Annotated in this window: 16 protein-coding genes and 2 tRNA genes; 3 read left to right on the forward strand and 15 right to left on the reverse strand. The window is 61.0% G+C overall.

Features of this window, described 5'->3' with window-relative positions; genetic code table 11:
- Nucleotides 1-86: 86 nt before the first annotated feature.
- Together ACEQZY_RS15505 and ACEQZY_RS15510 are read left to right on the forward strand one after the other, a co-directional pair.
- Nucleotides 87-584 (forward strand): Lrp/AsnC family transcriptional regulator, encoded by a 498-nt coding sequence (locus tag ACEQZY_RS15505; protein WP_341703121.1) that lies wholly within the window; start codon nucleotides 87-89, stop codon nucleotides 582-584.
- Between the two features lie 136 nt (nucleotides 585-720).
- The gene (locus tag ACEQZY_RS15510; protein ID WP_370155673.1) at nucleotides 721-2,547 is read left to right on the forward strand and encodes a PHA/PHB synthase family protein; all 1,827 of its coding nucleotides are present in this window, start codon (nucleotides 721-723) and stop codon (nucleotides 2,545-2,547) included.
- A 39-nt stretch (nucleotides 2,548-2,586) separates the two neighbouring features.
- On the opposite strand, the gene ACEQZY_RS15515 is transcribed toward ACEQZY_RS15510, so the two are convergent.
- Nucleotides 2,587-3,534, reverse strand: a complete 948-nt coding sequence (locus ACEQZY_RS15515) for a class I SAM-dependent methyltransferase (RefSeq protein ID WP_370155675.1) — start codon at nucleotides 3,532-3,534, stop codon at nucleotides 2,587-2,589.
- A 305-nt stretch (nucleotides 3,535-3,839) separates the two neighbouring features.
- Nucleotides 3,840-3,915: transfer RNA gene (locus tag ACEQZY_RS15520), tRNA-Glu, on the reverse strand.
- Between the two features lie 293 nt (nucleotides 3,916-4,208).
- Between ACEQZY_RS15520 and ACEQZY_RS15525 the strand changes: the two genes are divergently transcribed.
- Nucleotides 4,209-4,283: transfer RNA gene (locus tag ACEQZY_RS15525), tRNA-Gly, on the forward strand.
- A gap of 296 nt (nucleotides 4,284-4,579) precedes the next feature.
- Here ACEQZY_RS15525 and ACEQZY_RS15530 read toward each other — a convergent pair.
- The 13 genes from ACEQZY_RS15530 to ACEQZY_RS15590 are packed head-to-tail and all read right to left on the reverse strand — an operon-like array spanning nucleotide 4,580 to nucleotide 16,828.
- Nucleotides 4,580-5,536, reverse strand: a complete 957-nt coding sequence (locus tag ACEQZY_RS15530; protein ID WP_370155677.1) for an MBL fold metallo-hydrolase — start codon at nucleotides 5,534-5,536, stop codon at nucleotides 4,580-4,582.
- 50 nt (nucleotides 5,537-5,586) lie between these two features.
- Nucleotides 5,587-6,231 (reverse strand): MarR family winged helix-turn-helix transcriptional regulator, encoded by a 645-nt coding sequence (locus tag ACEQZY_RS15535; protein WP_370155679.1) that lies wholly within the window; start codon nucleotides 6,229-6,231, stop codon nucleotides 5,587-5,589.
- 7 nt (nucleotides 6,232-6,238) lie between these two features.
- On the reverse strand, nucleotides 6,239-6,904 hold the full coding sequence (locus ACEQZY_RS15540) for an EthD domain-containing protein (RefSeq protein ID WP_370155682.1): 666 nt from the start codon (nucleotides 6,902-6,904) through the stop codon (nucleotides 6,239-6,241).
- Complete coding sequence (locus ACEQZY_RS15545; RefSeq protein ID WP_370155684.1) at nucleotides 6,904-7,653, reverse strand: SDR family oxidoreductase; 750 nt, start codon at nucleotides 7,651-7,653, stop codon at nucleotides 6,904-6,906. Before ACEQZY_RS15545 ends, ACEQZY_RS15540 begins: the two co-directional genes overlap by 1 nt.
- Nucleotides 7,654-7,679: 26 nt before the next feature.
- Nucleotides 7,680-8,483 carry an SDR family NAD(P)-dependent oxidoreductase gene (locus ACEQZY_RS15550; RefSeq protein ID WP_370155687.1) on the reverse strand — a complete coding sequence of 268 codons (804 nt, stop codon included), beginning with the start codon at nucleotides 8,481-8,483 and terminating at the stop codon, nucleotides 7,680-7,682.
- 34 nt (nucleotides 8,484-8,517) lie between these two features.
- Nucleotides 8,518-8,745 carry a DUF2783 domain-containing protein gene (locus ACEQZY_RS15555; RefSeq protein ID WP_370155690.1) on the reverse strand — a complete coding sequence of 76 codons (228 nt, stop codon included), beginning with the start codon at nucleotides 8,743-8,745 and terminating at the stop codon, nucleotides 8,518-8,520.
- Between the two features lie 7 nt (nucleotides 8,746-8,752).
- Nucleotides 8,753-10,441, reverse strand: a complete 1,689-nt coding sequence (locus ACEQZY_RS15560; protein ID WP_370155693.1) for an FAD-dependent oxidoreductase — start codon at nucleotides 10,439-10,441, stop codon at nucleotides 8,753-8,755.
- A 50-nt stretch (nucleotides 10,442-10,491) separates the two neighbouring features.
- A complete protein-coding gene (locus tag ACEQZY_RS15565; RefSeq protein WP_370155963.1) occupies nucleotides 10,492-11,223 on the reverse strand; it encodes an ABC transporter ATP-binding protein in 732 nt (243 codons plus the stop codon).
- A gap of 5 nt (nucleotides 11,224-11,228) precedes the next feature.
- Nucleotides 11,229-12,035 (reverse strand): ABC transporter ATP-binding protein, encoded by an 807-nt coding sequence (locus ACEQZY_RS15570; protein ID WP_370155696.1) that lies wholly within the window; start codon nucleotides 12,033-12,035, stop codon nucleotides 11,229-11,231.
- Nucleotides 12,032-12,991 (reverse strand): branched-chain amino acid ABC transporter permease, encoded by a 960-nt coding sequence (locus tag ACEQZY_RS15575; protein WP_370155699.1) that lies wholly within the window; start codon nucleotides 12,989-12,991, stop codon nucleotides 12,032-12,034. The genes ACEQZY_RS15570 and ACEQZY_RS15575 overlap by 4 nt, the downstream gene beginning before the upstream one ends.
- A gap of 3 nt (nucleotides 12,992-12,994) precedes the next feature.
- Complete coding sequence (locus tag ACEQZY_RS15580) at nucleotides 12,995-13,870, reverse strand: branched-chain amino acid ABC transporter permease (RefSeq protein ID WP_370155702.1); 876 nt, start codon at nucleotides 13,868-13,870, stop codon at nucleotides 12,995-12,997.
- Nucleotides 13,871-13,891: 21 nt separating this feature from the next.
- Nucleotides 13,892-15,049 (reverse strand): ABC transporter substrate-binding protein, encoded by a 1,158-nt coding sequence (locus ACEQZY_RS15585; protein WP_370155705.1) that lies wholly within the window; start codon nucleotides 15,047-15,049, stop codon nucleotides 13,892-13,894.
- 42 nt (nucleotides 15,050-15,091) lie between these two features.
- Complete coding sequence (locus tag ACEQZY_RS15590) at nucleotides 15,092-16,828, reverse strand: FAD-binding protein (RefSeq protein WP_370155708.1); 1,737 nt, start codon at nucleotides 16,826-16,828, stop codon at nucleotides 15,092-15,094.
- Nucleotides 16,829-16,839 lie beyond the last annotated feature (11 nt).

Here is a 16,839-nt window from a genome sequence, read left to right on the forward strand (position 1 = left end):
CGAAATTTTATAAGCCCGGACCCTTGGAATTTTACCCGCATTTATAATAATATTGCGCATATTTTACTCCTGAGAGAAATTTTGTCATGCAGCGCGTCAAGCTCGACCTCATCGACCGCAAGATCCTGACCGACCTGCAGGCCGATGGCCGGATGACCAATGTCGAGCTGGCCCAGCGGGTCGGAATCTCGGCACCGCCCTGCCTGCGCCGGGTCCGCGCGCTGGAGGAGGCCGGCTATATCCGCGGCTATCATGCCGAACTCAGTCCGCCGCTGCTCGGCTACGGGGTCACGGTGTTCGCCATGGTCGGCCTGAACAGCCAGGCCGAACCGGATCTGATCGCCTTCGAGCAAACCGTGGCCGGCTGGCCGCAGGTCCGCGAATGCCACATGCTGGCCGGCGAGAACGATTTCATCCTGAAGATCGTGGCCCGCGACTGGGATGCCTACCAGACCTTCCTGACCCGCGAACTGACCGCCCTGGCCAATGTCGCCCATGTGAAGACGGCCCTGACCATCCGCTGCTCGAAGAACGAGCCGGGTGTGCCGGTCGACATGCCGGCCGAGGAAGAAGCCGCCGATTGATCCGGCATCCGGCCGCCAATTCCGGCTGTTTGCCCGGCCACGCCCCGCCTTGATCGTCCGGCCTTGACCGAGGTCAAGGGCCCGGCGCCTCGCTGGCGGTAGGGTTTTCCCTGCCCCCGCCAGAACGGAGCCGGTCATGGCCCAGCCGCCCATCCTTCCCGGTCCTGCCCCATCCTCCCCGGCCGCCCGGATGCCGGCACCGCCGCCGGCCGCCACGGACCTGCCGGACCGCAGCGACCTGCCGCTCGATCGCCTGGTCAACGCGGCGCTGGCCCGGATCACCGCCGGCATCTCGCCGCTGGCACTGCCGGCTGCCTATCTCGACTGGGGCATGCATCTGGCGCTCTCGCCCGGCAAACAGCTCGAACTGGTCCGCAAGGCCCAGCGCAAGATGACCCGCTTCGCGCTCTATGCCGCCGGCTGCGCAGCGCAGGGCGGCCAGGGCAGCACCTGCATCGAACCGCTGGCCCAGGATCGCCGCTTCAGCGATCCCGCCTGGCAACAGCCCCCCTTCAACCTGATCCACCAGGCTTTCCTGCTGACCCAGCAATGGTGGCACAATGCCACCACCCATGTGCGCGGCGTCTCCCCCCATCACGAGGCGGTGGTGGAATTCACCACGCGGCAGATTCTCGATATCTTCGCGCCCAGCAATTTCCTGGCAACCAATCCGGTCGCCCTGCAGCGGACCATGGCCGAGCACGGCATGAACCTGGTGCGCGGCTTCGGCAACGTCATCGAAGACTGGCAGCGCAACCTACTCGGTCGCCCGCCTGCCGGCGCCGAGAAATTCCGTGTCGGCGAAGCACTGGCGACTACGCCGGGCAAGGTGGTGCTGCGCAACCGCCTGATCGAACTGATCCAGTATGCGCCCGCAACCGACACCGTGCAGGCGAAACCGATCCTGATCGTGCCGGCCTGGATCATGAAATACTACATCCTCGACCTTTCGGCGCGGAATTCACTGGTCAGGTATCTGGTCGAGCGCGGCCATACCGTGTTCATCATCTCGTGGAAGAACCCCGATTACGGAGACCGCGACCTCGGCTTTGACGATTACCGCCGGCTTGGCGTAATGGCCGCACTGGATGCCGTTTCCGCCGTCTGCGGCGGGCAGAAGGTCCACGCGGCCGGCTACTGTCTCGGCGGCACGCTGCTGTCGGTGGCCGCCGCAGCCATGGCGCGCGATGGCGACGACCGCCTCGCCAGCCTGACATTGCTGGCCGGCCAGACCGACTTCTCGGAGGCCGGTGAACTGACCCTGTTCATCGACGAGAACCAGGTCACCTTCCTGGAAGACATGATGTGGGAACAGGGCTTTCTCGATACCCGCCAGATGGCCGGTGCCTTCCAGATCCTGCGTTCGAACGACCTGATCTGGTCACGCATGATGCAGGACTACATTGCCGGCGAACGCGCGCCGATGATCGACCTGATGGCCTGGAATGCCGACCAGACCCGCATGCCCTACCGCATGCATAGCGAGTATCTGCGCCGGCTGTTCCTCGACAACGATCTCGCCGAGGGCCGCTTCAGGGTGGATGGCCAGCCCGTCGCCCTGACCGACCTGCGCATGCCGGTCTTTGCCGTCGGCACGGAATGGGACCACGTCGCACCCTGGCATTCGGTCTTCAAGATCATCCGGCTGACCGATACCGACGTGACCTTCCTGCTCACCTCCGGCGGCCACAATGCCGGCATCGTCAGCGAGCCCGGCCACGACCGCCGGCATTTCCGCATTGCCCATCACCGCGAGCACGATCCCTATATCGACCCGGACCGCTGGCTGGAGCAGCAGCCGCAGCAGGCCGGTTCGTGGTGGCCGGCCTGGACGGAATGGCTGGAAAAGATCGGCGGCGACCGGATCGTGCCACCGCCCATGGGCAACGCCGCTGCCGGCTATCCGCCGCTGGCGGATGCCCCGGGCAGCTATGTGCGTGAGCCAAATCCATATCGGCCATGATGCCGGGCACGGATAGGCCGCGATATTATTGAGACGGCCTCAACGCTTGGTGATCAAATGGCCCTTTGGGGTTCTGTCATACCCACCGCCCAGCCGGTCAGCCCAAAAGCGAACCTCGGCTTCCGAGGTCAGGTGGCGATAAAATGCCAAATAGTAATCTTCCGCGTTAGCGAGATAAAAACTAAAGCTCTGCTTGGGCAGGTTGCTGTACTGGAGAATGCCGGGAAAGGGAAAACGTCGATGCAGGCGCCACAGTCCTGTCATGGCAAGAATTGTGTACAGCATCGCGTTTCGCCGCAGGAACGCCTTGGCCTTATCACGGGCAATCTCATGCAGCCGATACTTGTGCCTGAGCATGGAGATGCGCTGATTATGCTCGTTGCGTGAATAGAGGTTGGCAATATTCAGTTTGCCACCGCTGCGCAGGACTCTCATCATCTCCTGAGCAGCCAATTCCGGGCTTCTGGTATGCTGGATACAGCCCATCGAGAGCGCGATATCAAAGGTGCCGGATGCAAAGGGCAGGTCGCAGGCATCGCCAACCAGGAAAGTCAGGCGGCCATCGTCGTTCCGCTGCGCCACCCGTTCGATGAAGGTGCTGTAGTCAAGGCACACCAGCGCACGTGGCTGCAGCGAAAGAATCCAGTTGATGTCTATGCCCTGAGCCGTGCCAACCAGCAGAACTTTGGTATCCTTGAAGTCCGCCGCCTGCATCCCTGTCGCCGTCAGGACCTGCGCCGCGGACGGCTCAACAACCGGAAAATCGCCCAGGATGTCGTCATACGACGTCGCGCTCTGCTGATCGAATGGCAGGCGAAGATTGGCAACTTCGCCGGTCACGACATATTCAAATGCGCTGGAGCGCAGGCGGACCCCATCCCACTGCAGCGGAATCTCCCGCCCGCTGCGTGCCCAGGTCTGCGGGCATATCAGCCACGGCAGCACCGCCTGCAGTCGCGCAGGCATTTCCTTGGGGGCAGCATCCATCTTTCCATAGTACAATGTCTGTGAGTATCGGCAAGAGCAGCAGCCGCACTGCACGCCGCCATTGCGAGATGGTGTTGCCCCCGATGGCGCTGCGAGATGGCCCTGCGAGATGGCGCTGCGAGATGGCGCTGCAAGTCGGGAGGCGGCGGTCGAACAGGCCAGACAGACAGTCCTGCCGGCACATCGGGGCAACCCGCCGGCTTGCCACACCGGACGCCGGCAAAGGGAAAAGCCGACAAAGGGAAAACAGGAGAGTGCGGTTGCCTGCAGACCCGAAACGGGCGCGGCTATGCCGGCTTTGGCGCTGGCGTCCCCACGGGGATTCGAACCCCGGTTTGCGCCGTGAGAGGGCGCCGTCCTGGGCCTCTAGACGATGGGGACCCATGCAGGCGCAGGCCCGGGCCCGCGCGAGGCGCACCTGATACAGGAGCCTCCGGGGCGGCGCAAGCCCTTTCGGCCAAGCCGCTGAAAATTCGCGCCGATCCCGCCCCGCCGGCCGGCCGGCACGGGCCGCCGGAACCCTCTGCGGGGGCGAAATCATTTTGTCCTACAAGACCCTTGCATCGGGTTTGCGGCTGGGTATAGTGCGCGCCTGCAACACGGCCCCGGCCGGTTGCCCGGCTCCGGCCGGACCGGCGGCGACACCCCTTTTCGCCACCCGGTATTTCTGTTGAGCGGGCGTAGCTCAGGGGTAGAGCACAACCTTGCCAAGGTTGGGGTCGAGGGTTCGAATCCCTTCGCCCGCTCCAAATTTCTCCTGGATATCTCTCAATTTTTGTGCCGACCTATCGAGCCTATCAAGGTTGCTTTGCTTCCCTGCTGTACTCTTCAACAGGGGGAAGCAATGGGGAAACATCGGTACGATGAAGCTCTCGGGACAGCTAGACCAGCATCGGATCGGCGCTGCGCATGGCGGCCATGGCACTGAAGGCCGCCAACACCACGAGGAGCAAACGGCGCTCAGTCGAGTCGGTGGAAATACTCAAGGCTCGACTCCATCCGCCGCCGGGCCGCGTGCGCAAACCCGGCAGCGAAGGTCTTGTCCTTAGCCTTCCAGCGCCTTCCACATCTGGACATCGCGTTCAGCGGTCCAGATCCGGGGATCGGCATACTGCGTGACTTCGTCATAGCAGCGGGTAACGTCGAACGGCATGCAGTGGTCAAAGATGACCCAATGGCCATACTTGGGACGCAGCTTGTCCATCGTTTCTTGATAGACGACCTTCAGGTCGCGACCAGCTGCGGCGCCAGCTTTCACACTCTCGTAGACGTCAGCAATGAAGGACCGGGTACCGGCGAGACCCTTGGCCACCTCTTGCGGTGTGGTCAAGGCAGCGCCACGGCCGGGCAACAGAGCCTTCGGGCTCAGAGCGGCAAGATTATCGAGGGTCTGCGGCCAATCCTTGAAATAGGCATCGCCAGCGTAGGGTGTGGCATCAAATTCGACCAGGTCGCCGGACAGAAGCGTCTTTTCCTTCGGCAACCAGACAATCGTGTCGCCCTTGGTATGGCCGCGGCCGACCTGCAGCAGTTGCACCTCAAGCTTGCCAAGCCAGAGGGTCATCTTGCCGGTGAAAGTCAAGGTCGGCCAGGTCAGGCCTTCCGGCACAGTCTCGACGTTCTGGAAGAGACGCGGGAAACGACCGATTTCGCTCGCCTTGTCCTGCTCACCACGCTCCACGATGAGGTCGTAGGTATCCTGGCTGGCAATGATATGGTCCGGCTTGTAGGCGCTCGCGCCAAGCACGCGGACGGCGTGATAGTGCGTCAGCACGACATACTTGATGGTCTTGTCCGTCACTTCGCGGATGCGGCGAATGACATCGGCAGCCATCGCAGGCGTTGCCTGGGTATCGGCAACCAGCACCGCGTCGTCGCCGATGATGATGCCGGTATTCGGGTCGCCTTCAGCCGTGTAGGCCCAGGCGTGCTCGGAAATCTGGCTGAAGGTAACTTTCTTCTCTTCCAGATCTGCCTGTGAGGCGAATTTCTTGGTTGTCATGGGGGTGCCTTCCTTACTGAATTAGCGACGGGTGACGTTTTCGACTGCAGCTATTCGCCAGACTCAATGCGTTGAGCACAAGCGGAGAGCTTTTCCAGGATGCTGTAGAGTTGCGTGCGTTCATCCGAACTCAGGAAAGCCGTCAGCGCGTCCTGCATTTCGAAGGCTAGCGGCACAATCTTGCTGTAAACATCCTGGCCTTGCGGAGACAGTTTCAGGATGAAGGCCCGCTGATCCTTCGGGCCCAGCGTCCGCTCAAGGAACTGCCTTTCAGTCAGGCTGATTGACGCGCGGCTGACACGGACTCTGTCCATGCGCGTACGCTCGATGACGTTCTGCGTCGTTATCGGGCCGCTCTCAGCAACGACAGCCAGAACTCGCCATTCCGGGATTGTTATGCCGAACCGCTCTTCATAGCGATTGGCAAACAGCCTGGAGACGATTTCGGCCGTTACCGAAATTCGGTAGGGGAGGAAATTATCGAGTTCGAGTGTGGTGCTATTCTGCTGCATCGAAGCCGTGTCGGTTTGTGGATTCAGCCATGCGTCCCGTCGCTTTTGACAACTATTTTTCAGTGTGGGCGCCACGCTTCTTCTACCTAAAGGGTGCGAATTTCGCAAACGCGCATTGCTCTGCGCGATGAGCATTCCCGCATGCGCATCTCTACCGCTGAAAACGACTGTTGCGGGTGTCATCGGCCATTCATCCATTCATGATCGGTAGTGGGTCGATGAGCCATGCAGTGCCTCGCGTCAGACACTGTGACGCAGCCTTCTGCCATTCGGATGTCGGGCCAAAGACCCCAGCAAGAGACCTTTCTGGCTCAAACCAAAGCGTCGCAAATGCGTGAGGTTCTTCCTTCTCGTAGGCCAGCACGTCTCGGTGCGCAGCGCCAAGGACCGGGTCCACTGAAACCTCTAGTGGTTTGGCAGTCGCGAGAACGTCGAACAGGTCCATGATGTCTCTGCCATCGGCAAGACGAGCAGCAACCATTACCTTGGTGTTCCCGGGCCGGATCTGCTGAGCGCCTGCGGGAACCTGGCACAGCGTAATGGCACTCATGAATCTGGGCTCGTCCTCCGGCAGCAGGCGCCGGACAGATTCACTTTTTCCGGCCTCCGCCATGGCCTGCTCGCTCTCGAACTCAAGCTCGACAATGCCATCGGCTTTGTATGGCTCGTGGTTGCCAGGCGCGATCCATACTACACCTTCCACTCTGTTCTGCGTATAGCGGGCTATTCTAGGCATACTGGTGGCAATGGCTGCATGGGGGCCTGCCCAATGTTTGCGGAACGCCTCCACAGTCAGATCGGGCCGCCGGACCAGCAGACTCGTACGCTTGCCCTTGCTGCGGATTTCATCCGACATCAGCGACCACCTCCGACATCGACCAGCGCGCCATTCACATAGGACGCCTTGTCGCTCAGAAGCCATACGACGGCCTGGGCGACCTCATCGGGCGAGCCAGCACGGCCCAATGGAATGGCGGATGCCGATCGGGCAACGCGGTCCGGGTCGCCAGCGGCGATATGGATTTCCGTCTCAATCAGACCAGGACGCACTGCATTCACGCGGATACCGTCGGGCCCCAGCTCCTTGGAAAGACCAAGGGTCATGGCGTCAATGGCAGCCTTGGAACCAGCGTAGTCCACATATTCATTCGGTGAACCCATGCGAGCTGCTACCGAGGAAACGTTGACGATGACGCCGCCCTTGCCGCCTTGGGACACTCCCATCCGGCGCGCGGCTTCGCGGACGCAGATATAGGCGCCGATAGTATTCACCGAGAAGATGCGGGTCATGCGTTCGGCCGTCATGTCGACCAGGTTCGACCGCGGCAGGTTGATACCGGCATTACCGACATATCCTGTGAGCGCGCCGAGCTTGTTGGTGACCTCATCGAACATGGCGATGACGTCCGTTTCCTTGGAAACGTCGGCTTTGACGGCGATAGCCTCACCGCCACCTGCCTTAATTTTTGCCACAACCTCGTCGGCGGCCTTGGAGTCAGACGTGTAGTTCACGCCCACCGCCCAGCCTTCCGAACTCGCCATAAGCGCGATGCTTCGGCCGATGCCGCGACTACCGCCAGTAACGAGAACTACCTTCTTGGTCATTCTGGTCTCCAAATCCGGCTGTCGGGTCAGACAATAAGGTAGCCGCCGTCCACAGGGAGCATGACACCGGTGACGTAGGACGAGAGCTGGGATGCCAGGAACAGGATCGGGCCAATCAGCTCACCAGCATCACCGAACCGCTTCATCGGGATGTGGTCCATGTACTGGCGAACTGCCTCTGGCTTGTTCCGTGTCGGTGCAGTCATGGGCGTAATCATCAGGCCGGGCGCAACACCATTCACGCGGATGCCGAGCGGCGCCAGTTCGGCCGCCATAGTCTTGGTCATCATCAGGACTGCACCCTTCGATGCCCCATAGCCAATGCCGCCAGTCGTAGCGGCAAAGCTGGCAATGGAACCGATATTGATTATGCGGCCCTTGGTTGCCGTGAGCTGGGACAGGAAAGCCTTCACGAGGTGAGCCGAGCCGAGTGTATTGACGGTAAACTGGTCATGGACCGAGGCGATGAAGCCGTCTTCCTCGACGCCCACCCGGCGCACAATGCCTGCATTGTTCACCAGGACAGATGCGTAACCGAGGTCGCGCTGCACGTCGCCAGCAAGCTTCTGGCACGCCGCCAAGTCTGCGACATCGAGATGATAGGCCGCTGCCTGTCCACCGTTGGCCTTGATAGCATCCACTGTTCCGGCGAGCTTGTCGGCATCGCGGTCAACCACGGCAATCTTTGCGCCACACTGGGCCAGGCCAATTGCAATCGCGGCGCCATTGCCCTGGGCTGCACCAGTGACAATGGCGATATCGCCTTTCAGCAGGTCGGGAAACCGGCTCAGGTCAAAATGCTGGGACGCGGTCGTTTCTGCGGAATTCATCAGAGACTGGCCTCAATTAAAATAATTACGCGGTCTAGTGGGCGGTCGTCGCGGCATTGGGAGCGACACCCTTCCTGGCCGCCTCCAGAGCCTCGGACAGCACGGAAATGTCACCGACGTGGTTCGCGAGCAGGAGAATAAGCTTGGAGTTCACCAGTCGGCTCTGCTCAGGACTGAGATCGCGATGGGCATCGACCAGCATCTGGTAGAAGTCATCGGGACGGTCGATGTTCGGTTGGGTCTTCAGGGCGGTAGCGCTCATGGTGTCCTCACGCGTTGCAGGTTGCGCGCAGCAGGGCAGCACGGACCGCCTTGGCATCGAACTTACGGAAGCGGGCACAGACATGCTGGTCCGGGCGCATCAGATAGGTCGTGCCTGCTTTGCCGTCATAGCGCTTGGCGGCATGACCATCGATATCGGTTACAACCCGATACCCCTTGGGCACGTCCTGCTTCAGGCCGCCCTTCGGCGCGACGACCAGGACCGACAGCGGCCCGACAGTCTGAGCGAACTCCGCCAGTTCCTCGGACTTTGGTACCCGCACATCGCTCTTTTCATCGGCAAAGATGACGAGGCTGAAGCTGTCACCCAGCATATCGAGCAGCCAGCCGTCGCGTCCACCTTCCTCGACAGGGGCGTCTGCCGCTACCGCACCCGGAGCAAGAATGCCGCCGAAAGCATCGATGTCAGCAGTGTTGAGCGCAGAGGTAGCAAGTACAGCCGGGACCGAAAGGCGACCGCTATTCACGTGGCGCTGGGCGAACGGGAAGTCGCGCGCCAGCTCCAAGGTAGCGTTGCGGAAGTCCATGCTCGCCTGGTTCTTCGGCGTGATGAAGTCAGTACTGCGGGTCGAGTTCAGGATGTTCTCGTCCGCGGCATAGACGCGTTCATCATCATAGGTGTCGAGCAGGCTATCCGGCGCCTTGCCGTCCAGGACGTAGCGCAGCTTCCAGGCGATGTTCTCGGCATCCTGTACGCCGCTATTGGCGCCTCGGGCACCAAACGGTGACACGCCATGGGCGGCATCGCCTGCGAAGATGACCCGGCCATGCCGGAACTTGTCCATGCGCATGCAGACAAAGGTGTAGACGCTGACCCATTCCAGGGTGAACTCGGCATCCTGCCCGAGCAGCGCCTTGACACGCGGTATCACCTTTTCGGGCTCGCGCTCCGCCACGGGGTCGGCATCCCAGCCGAGCTGGAAGTCGATGCGCCAGACATCATCGGGCTGCTTGTGCAGCAGGACCGACTGACCGGGATGGAACGGCGGGTCGAACCAGAACCAGCGCTCCGGCGGGAACTCGGCAGGCATCTTGATGTCTGCAATCAGGAAACGGTCCTTGAAGATGTTGCCCTTGCTCTCCAGACCCATCAGCTGCCGGGTGGTACTGCGCCCGCCATCGCAGGCGACAATCCACTTGGCGCGCGTCTTGTACTCGCCGTCCGGTGTTTCGACGGTCAGCACAACGCTGTCCTTGACCTCTTCCAGGCCAACAAGGCGGTTCTTCCAGCGGATTTCCAGGTTCGGCAGGTCTTTGGCCCGGTCGAGCAGGTAGGCTTCGCAGTAGTACTGCTGGAGATTGACGAAGGCCGGGCGGCGGTAAGCAGTATCCGGCAGCAGGTCGAATTCGTAGACCGGATTGTCCTGGAAGAAGACCTTGCCGGTCTTCCAGATGACGCCCTTGTCGACCATCGGTTGGCCGCAGCCTAGACGGTCGAAGATCTCCAGGGTTCGCTTGGAAAAGCAGATGGCCCGCGAACCGTTCGAGAGCGTGTTGTCGTCATCGAGCACCACGACTTTCACGCCGCTCTGCGCCAGGTCGATGGACGTTGCCAAGCCGACGGGACCGGCGCCGATGACGATGACGGGATGGTCAGCCTGAGCGCCGCCCTGTTCTGGGCAGGGCTTGTACTCGTAGCTGCGCGATTTGATGTCGGCTTCGGCGCTGGCGTTCATGCTGGTCCTACTGCTCCATCTCTACGAGACCTGTCCGCTGACGGACCGGCTCAAACTGCCTGGGCAACCGGCGGGCGATTTCCGCCAAGGAAGGCTTCAGCCACCGCTGGATTGCGAAGAAGCTGCTGTCCAGTACCTTCAAGCTCGAACTTGCCCAGCGACATCACGCAGGCCCGGTCGGCAATTCGCAGGGCGGCGCGGGCATTCTGCTCAACCAGCAGGATTCCGATGCCAAGCTCGTTTCGCATGTGCTTGATGAGGCGGAAAATCTCGGCCACCACCAGTGGTGCCAGGCCCATTGACGGCTCATCGAGCATCAGGAGGCGGGGTTTCGAAATCAGAGCACGGCAGATGGCGAGCATTTGCTGTTCGCCACCCGACATCGTTCCTGCGAGCTGGTTCCGACGCTCCACCAGTCGGGGGAACATCTTATAAATCGGGTCCAGGCCAGCCTCGAATTCGGACCGCCCAAGGCCATAAGCGCCCAGTCTCAGGTTGTCCTCGACCGAGAGCTCGGCAAAGACGCGGCGGCCTTCTGGCACGTGACGCAGACCGAGACGGGCAATCTTGGAGGCCCGCATGCCCTTCAGGTCCTTCTTGTCGAACGAAATATTGCCGCTTCGAACGGGAAGGATGCCCGAGATAGTATTGAGCAGCGTCGACTTACCTGCACCGTTGGCGCCAACGAGAGCAACGATTTCGCCAGAATTCACCGTCAGATTCAGGTTCTTCAGGACTGTAATCTGGCCGTAGCCCGCGACGAGGCCCTGGAATTTGAGCAGCTCGGTCATGCCACGCACTCCTCAGCCTCAGCCTCAGCCTCGTCCTCATCATCGGCACCCAGGTAGGCGGCGATGACCGTAGGATTGGCTGCAATCTCAGTCGGGGAACCCATAGCCAGAGTCCGGCCGAAGTTCAGGACGACCACGTAGTCGGCGGTGGACATCACCAGTGGCATGTCATGTTCGACCAGCAGCACCGAAATGCCGCCACGGGCAATTTGCTTGAGCAGACGACCGATATCGGCGGTCTCCGCCGGATTCAGACCGGCCGCAGGTTCATCGAGCAGGATGATTTTCGGCTCCTGCGCAAGTGCGCGGGCGATCTCGACGCGACGCTGAATGCCATAGGGCAGTTCAGTCGCACGCCTATCCCACCACTGCTCAGGAACGCCGGAAGTCCGAAGTGCAATGGCGGCCCGGTCGGCAATCTCGGAGTTCTCCTTGGCCACCATCCAGGGAGCGAAGATTGTTTTGAGCAGGCCGTGACTGCCGAACCGGTACGCACCTGCCATCACATTTTCGATGGACGACAGGCCGTGAATCATCTGTGGCGTTTGGTAGGTGCGAGCAATGCCCATTCGAGAGCGGGCATGCATCGGCAGCTTGGAAATGTCGACGCCCCCGAGCTTCACCAAACCCGCAGTCGGCAGGAAAACCCCGGTGATGAGATTGATAAGCGTCGATTTACCGGCCCCATTCGGACCAATCAGCGCCGTAACGATGCCTTCTGAAAGGCTGCATGTGACGTCGTCGACAGCCTTCAGACCACCGAAAGCCTTGGAGACGCCTTCAAGGGAAACAATGGACTTCATTCTGCGACCCTCCGGCGCGTAACAAGTTTCGCCAGAGTCTCACCAAGGCCGTTCGGCGCCAGCATCATGATGGCAACCATCGCCAGGCCGTAGACCAGCAGCTTTGCATGGTCGAAGCCTTCCAGAAGATTCGGCAGGACCATGATGGCTAGCGCACCAAAAATGGCGCCCCAGACCGTCGAGAGAGATCCGACGATGACCATCATCAGAAGTTCGATGGACAGGCCAACATTGAAGGATGTCGCATTGAAGGCGCGCAGGAAGTAGCCGAATAGCGCACCGGCAATACCGGCATAGGCGGCAGCAATTGCAAATGCGATGGCCTTGGTCCGGGCCACATCGACCCCGGTGCAGCTTGCCACGACCTCGGAGGTCTTAATGGCCATCAGTGCGCGGCCGAACCGTCCATCAATGAGCAGCAGCGCAACCGCCGTGCAGATGACGAGGCAGATGCCAGCAAGCCACAGGACGACGTGGATATGGGACAGGCCAAAGTAGTCCAGAGCCGGAAGCCCGGTAATACCCGGGTCGATACCCCCGGTCACGCTGCTCCACTGGGTCGCGACCACATAAAAGACAGCCGCGAGTGCCAGGGTGGCGAGCGCCAGGTTGTTGCCCGACAGCCGTAGAATTGGCCTGGCAATGAGATAGCCAAAGAACCCCGGCACCACTGCTGCGACTACTAACCCGACCAACGGAGGAATGCCGAGCTGCTGAATGGCGAAGGCCGCGCTATAAGCGCCGAGACCGAAGAAGGCGCCTTGGCCGATGGAGACCTGGCCTGCAAAGCCCATCAGAAGGGTCAGGCCGACCGCCGCAATGGCGAAAATCAGCGAGAGCGTGAGCGTGCTTCGGTAGAACTGGCTGGTCAGGGCGACATCCAGAACTGCGATGCCGACAACAAGAAGTCCCAGTCTGATGAAATTGCGGCGAAGACTGGAGTTTGCGCTCTTCATGATTTACACCCGCTTCACGGAGACGCCGCCAAGCAGGCCCTGCGGTCGGAACAGCAGAACGAGCAGCAGGATGATGAAGGCGACGCCGTCTTTGTAGCCGGACGACACATAACCAGCAGACAGCGCTTCGACGACGCCAATGATGAGACCACCCACGACGGCGCCAAGCGGATTGCCCATTCCGCCGGCCACCGCCGCAGCGAAGCCCTTCAGGCCCAGAAAGACGCCATTCTCATAGAAGGCCGCCGAGATGGGAGCCAACAAGGCCCCCGCGAGGCCACCAAGGCCTGCGGCAATCGCGAAGGCGGCAGCCGCGGCCTGCCGAGGCTCGATCCCGCAGAGCGCCGCAGCACGTGGCTCCTGGCTCGCCGCCTTCATGGCTTTGCCAAAAGTCGTGCGGGAGAACAGGTACCAGAGGGCGATACCCACGGCGACGAGGGTCAGTGCAATCCAGATGCCCTGACTGACGATGTAGACATCCCCCATCAGCAACATCGGGAACAGACCAAAATCTGGAACAAAGGTGACAGAGCGGCCGAAGATGAGCGCACCCGCACCGCGGATTGCCAGGCCTGTACCAATTGTGAGCATGACGAGCGACAACTCATCGGCGCTGCGGGCGTTATTCAGGAAAGCGACCTGCATCAGGACGCCGACAAAGGCTGTGCAAGCGATGGCCAGAATGACGCCGAGCCAAAGCGGGAGACCCGCTGTGACCACGACGCCAGCCAGGCCTACACCACCCAGCATCAGGAACTCGCCATTCGCGAAGTTCACAATGCGGCTGGCATTGAAGACAATCGTAAAGCCGAGCGCCGCCATGGCGTAGATGCAACCTAACAGGCATCCGCTGATGAGATTCTGAAGAAAACTATCCATGACGGCGTCTCTTTCATTCAATTAGGCGGGAACAAACTTGCCATTCTTGATTTGAACCATGACCACTGGAGACAAGGTATCGTCCTGTCCGCCGTGGTTCGTGGCCGAATAGGCCATCATGCCATTGCAGCCCGGGAAACTGACGCCGGACTTGATGGCATTCGCGATACCATCACGAGACAGCGGGCCACTGATTTTCTTGACGGCGAGTTCGACCAGTTTCACCGCGTCATGGGCATTGCCGACGAACGTGGTGACCGGCTGGTTGTACTTCGCGCGGTACTCCTTCGCGATTTTGGCGACGACCGGCTGCAGCGGGTCACTCGCCGGGAGGAGATCCGGGATCAGGAGGCGCATGGTCGAAACATACGTATTCTCGGCTGAACGACCTGCCTGCTCCAGCAGAGCCGGGCTGGCAACACCGAAGCTGTTGATGATCGGCGTCTTGAAGCCTGCCGCTTCCGCATTGCGCAGGATGATGGTCGGACCCGGATTGACGCTCCAGATCATCAATGCCTGGATGCCAGCGCGGCGGAGGCGGAGGATTTGGGGTGTCATATCGGTGTCACGCGGGCCGAATTCCTCAGCCAGCGCAATCTTCATGCCGAGCTTTTCGGCATTCGCCTTCAGGTAGGTCGCACCGGCCTGGCCGAAGCCGTCCGCAGAAGTAATGATGCCGATGTTGGTCCAGCCCTTTTCCTTGGCAAACTGGAGCATATGCAGCGAAACGTGACGATCCGTCGGCGCGGTTTTGAAGACGTACGGGGTCGGCGGAACCACAATGGACTCTGTGCCCGTCATCGTAATCAACGGAATCTTCGACTCTTCCGCGATCGTGCGCAGGACCAGGGCTTCGCCGGTCGTGCTCGGACCGACGACGACGTCGACCTTGTCAGATTCGATGAGACGACGAAGCTGCTGGGCAGCAACTGTGCTGTTGCCTTCCGTGTCGTATGTGACAGGCACAACTTTGCGACCGCCGATGCCGCCAGCGGCATTGTACTGCTCGACCATGAGATCGAAGACCAGCCTTTCCGATGCACCAAGGAAAGCTGCCGGTCCGCTTGTTGCAGCCAGGAAGCCCAGACGAAGCTCATTTGCGCTTTGAGCAAACGAGATCTTTCCGAGTCCCAATGCTGCGGCACCCGCCATTGTGCCAAGAAACTGCCTGCGATCCATACTATCCTCCCACTTGGTTGAGTTTACCTTCTAAAAAACTTCCTAGACCACACCAGCCACATGACGCCCGGCGACATAGCCGAAGGTCATGGCTGGGCCGAGCGTGATGCCGCCGCCGACATAATTGCCACCAGCCACGCTGGCCATGTCGTTGCCAACCGCGTACAGGCCACCAATGGGCTTGCCGGAGCCGTCGAGAACGCGGGCCAGTTCATCGGTTTGCAGACCGGTGAAGGTGCCGATATCGCCAGGAATGACGCGGAGCGCGTAAAACGGCCCCGTCGAAATCGGTGCCATGCAGGGATTGGGCTGCACTTCCGGATCGCCGTGGAACCGGTTGTAGGCAGTGCTACCCTTACCGAAAGCTGAGTCCTTGCCGGAGGGAAGGTCGTCATTCCAGCGGCGGACGGTCTCCGCGAAGTTCCTGGCATCAATGCCAACGTTCGCAGCCAGCTCTTCCAGGGTGTTGCCGCTCTGCAGATAACCGGAGTCGATGAACGGCTTCAGCGGAATTGGCGCGGGCTTCGCAAAGCCAAGGCCGTAACGACGAATGGTGCGATGGTCGGCGATGAGGAAGGCCTCGGCCACCTCCTCACGGGGCGTCACACGCACCAGCGCCTGGACGAAATCATGATAACTGTTCGACTCATTCACGAAGCGCTTGCCGTCGCGGCGAACCGCAATCACCCCGGGCTTGCCACGGTCGATGAAATGGGGGAACGGCGCCAGAGTGCCGTCCTTGCGCGGCACCAGACTAGTCGGCGCCCAGGCAGCGTGGTTCGGATAACCTTCCCGAACCTGGCCGCCGACAGCCTGGGCGATACGAAGGCCGTCGCCAGTATTGCCTGGGCTGGCCGCCGAGGCGTGTTCACCTTCACGGGCGTTATGCGGATAGATAGCTGTGCGGTGGACGAGGTCCTGCGGGAAACCGCCGCAGGCCAGGATGACACCCTTGGTCGCGACGATGGTCTTCTCGCCTTTGGGCGTAGCGATGCGTGCGCCGATGACCTCACCGGCTTCATTGCGGTTCAGTGCCTTCACAGGGCTCTTCAGCCAGAGTTCCACGCCTATGTCGTTAGCAGTCCGGAACAAGCGAGCAGAGAGCGCATTGCCGTTCGTCAGCAGCATGCCGCGGCCATGCATCACCAAGTCGAGGCCGTGCAGGAACAGGCGACGCGCGACGTACAGGGCCGCCGAGATGCGTTGGGTCGCACGATAGAAATGCCAGAGCTCCTTACCGGAGCCGATGGTCAGGCCAAAAATGGTCAGCTCAGGCCGCGGGCGACGCAGCTTCGGAAGGTCCTTGCCAAGAATGGAGCCACGAACCGGCTTCGTCAGGATGGTGCGGCCACCGGGCGTGCCGCCCGGCGCATCCGGATGGTAATCAGCGAAGGCAACCGCCGGTTCAAACCGAACCTCGGTGTTCGCCTGCATGTAATCGACCATTTTCGGGCCTTCCCGCAGGAAGGTTTCCACACGCGCCGGGTCGAACTGATTGCCAGCTTCGTGCTGAAGGTAGGTCCGGGCAGCTTCGACCGAATCCGTGGTGCCAGCAGCCTTGTTGACGGAGTTGTTCGGAACCCAGAGGTAGCCGCCCGACAGCGCCGTGGTGCCGCCCATGACGGGCTCCTTCTCCACCACGATAACTTTGAGGCCCTGCTTGCGAGCGACAATCGCTGCCGTCATGCCGCCAGCGCCTGAACCAGCGATTAGGACATCGCAAGTCACGATTTCAGAGCTACTCGCTACGCTTCCGCTCAAATTTTTTTCGCTACTCACTGGGGGACCTC

The organism is Ferrovibrio sp. (assembly GCF_964218355.1).
GTDB lineage: Bacteria > Pseudomonadota > Alphaproteobacteria > Ferrovibrionales > Ferrovibrionaceae > Ferrovibrio.

Bases quoted from the DNA above. Each gene is read 5' to 3' on its own strand.
- ACEQZY_RS15505 (WP_341703121.1), top strand. From the start codon at position 87: ATGCAGCGCGTCAAGCTCGACCTCATCGACCGCAAGATCCTGACCGAC.
- ACEQZY_RS15510 (WP_370155673.1), top strand. From the start codon at position 721: ATGGCCCAGCCGCCCATCCTTCCCGGTCCTGCCCCATCCTCCCCGGCC.
- ACEQZY_RS15515 (WP_370155675.1), bottom strand. From the start codon at position 3,534: ATGGATGCTGCCCCCAAGGAAATGCCTGCGCGACTGCAGGCGGTGCTG.
- ACEQZY_RS15530 (WP_370155677.1), bottom strand. From the start codon at position 5,536: ATGACAACCAAGAAATTCGCCTCACAGGCAGATCTGGAAGAGAAGAAA.
- ACEQZY_RS15535 (WP_370155679.1), bottom strand. From the start codon at position 6,231: ATGACACCCGCAACAGTCGTTTTCAGCGGTAGAGATGCGCATGCGGGA.
- ACEQZY_RS15540 (WP_370155682.1), bottom strand. From the start codon at position 6,904: ATGTCGGATGAAATCCGCAGCAAGGGCAAGCGTACGAGTCTGCTGGTC.
- ACEQZY_RS15545 (WP_370155684.1), bottom strand. From the start codon at position 7,653: ATGACCAAGAAGGTAGTTCTCGTTACTGGCGGTAGTCGCGGCATCGGC.
- ACEQZY_RS15550 (WP_370155687.1), bottom strand. From the start codon at position 8,483: ATGAATTCCGCAGAAACGACCGCGTCCCAGCATTTTGACCTGAGCCGG.
- ACEQZY_RS15555 (WP_370155690.1), bottom strand. From the start codon at position 8,745: ATGAGCGCTACCGCCCTGAAGACCCAACCGAACATCGACCGTCCCGAT.
- ACEQZY_RS15560 (WP_370155693.1), bottom strand. From the start codon at position 10,441: ATGAACGCCAGCGCCGAAGCCGACATCAAATCGCGCAGCTACGAGTAC.
- ACEQZY_RS15570 (WP_370155696.1), bottom strand. From the start codon at position 12,035: ATGAAGTCCATTGTTTCCCTTGAAGGCGTCTCCAAGGCTTTCGGTGGT.
- ACEQZY_RS15575 (WP_370155699.1), bottom strand. From the start codon at position 12,991: ATGAAGAGCGCAAACTCCAGTCTTCGCCGCAATTTCATCAGACTGGGA.
- ACEQZY_RS15580 (WP_370155702.1), bottom strand. From the start codon at position 13,870: ATGGATAGTTTTCTTCAGAATCTCATCAGCGGATGCCTGTTAGGTTGC.
- ACEQZY_RS15585 (WP_370155705.1), bottom strand. From the start codon at position 15,049: ATGGATCGCAGGCAGTTTCTTGGCACAATGGCGGGTGCCGCAGCATTG.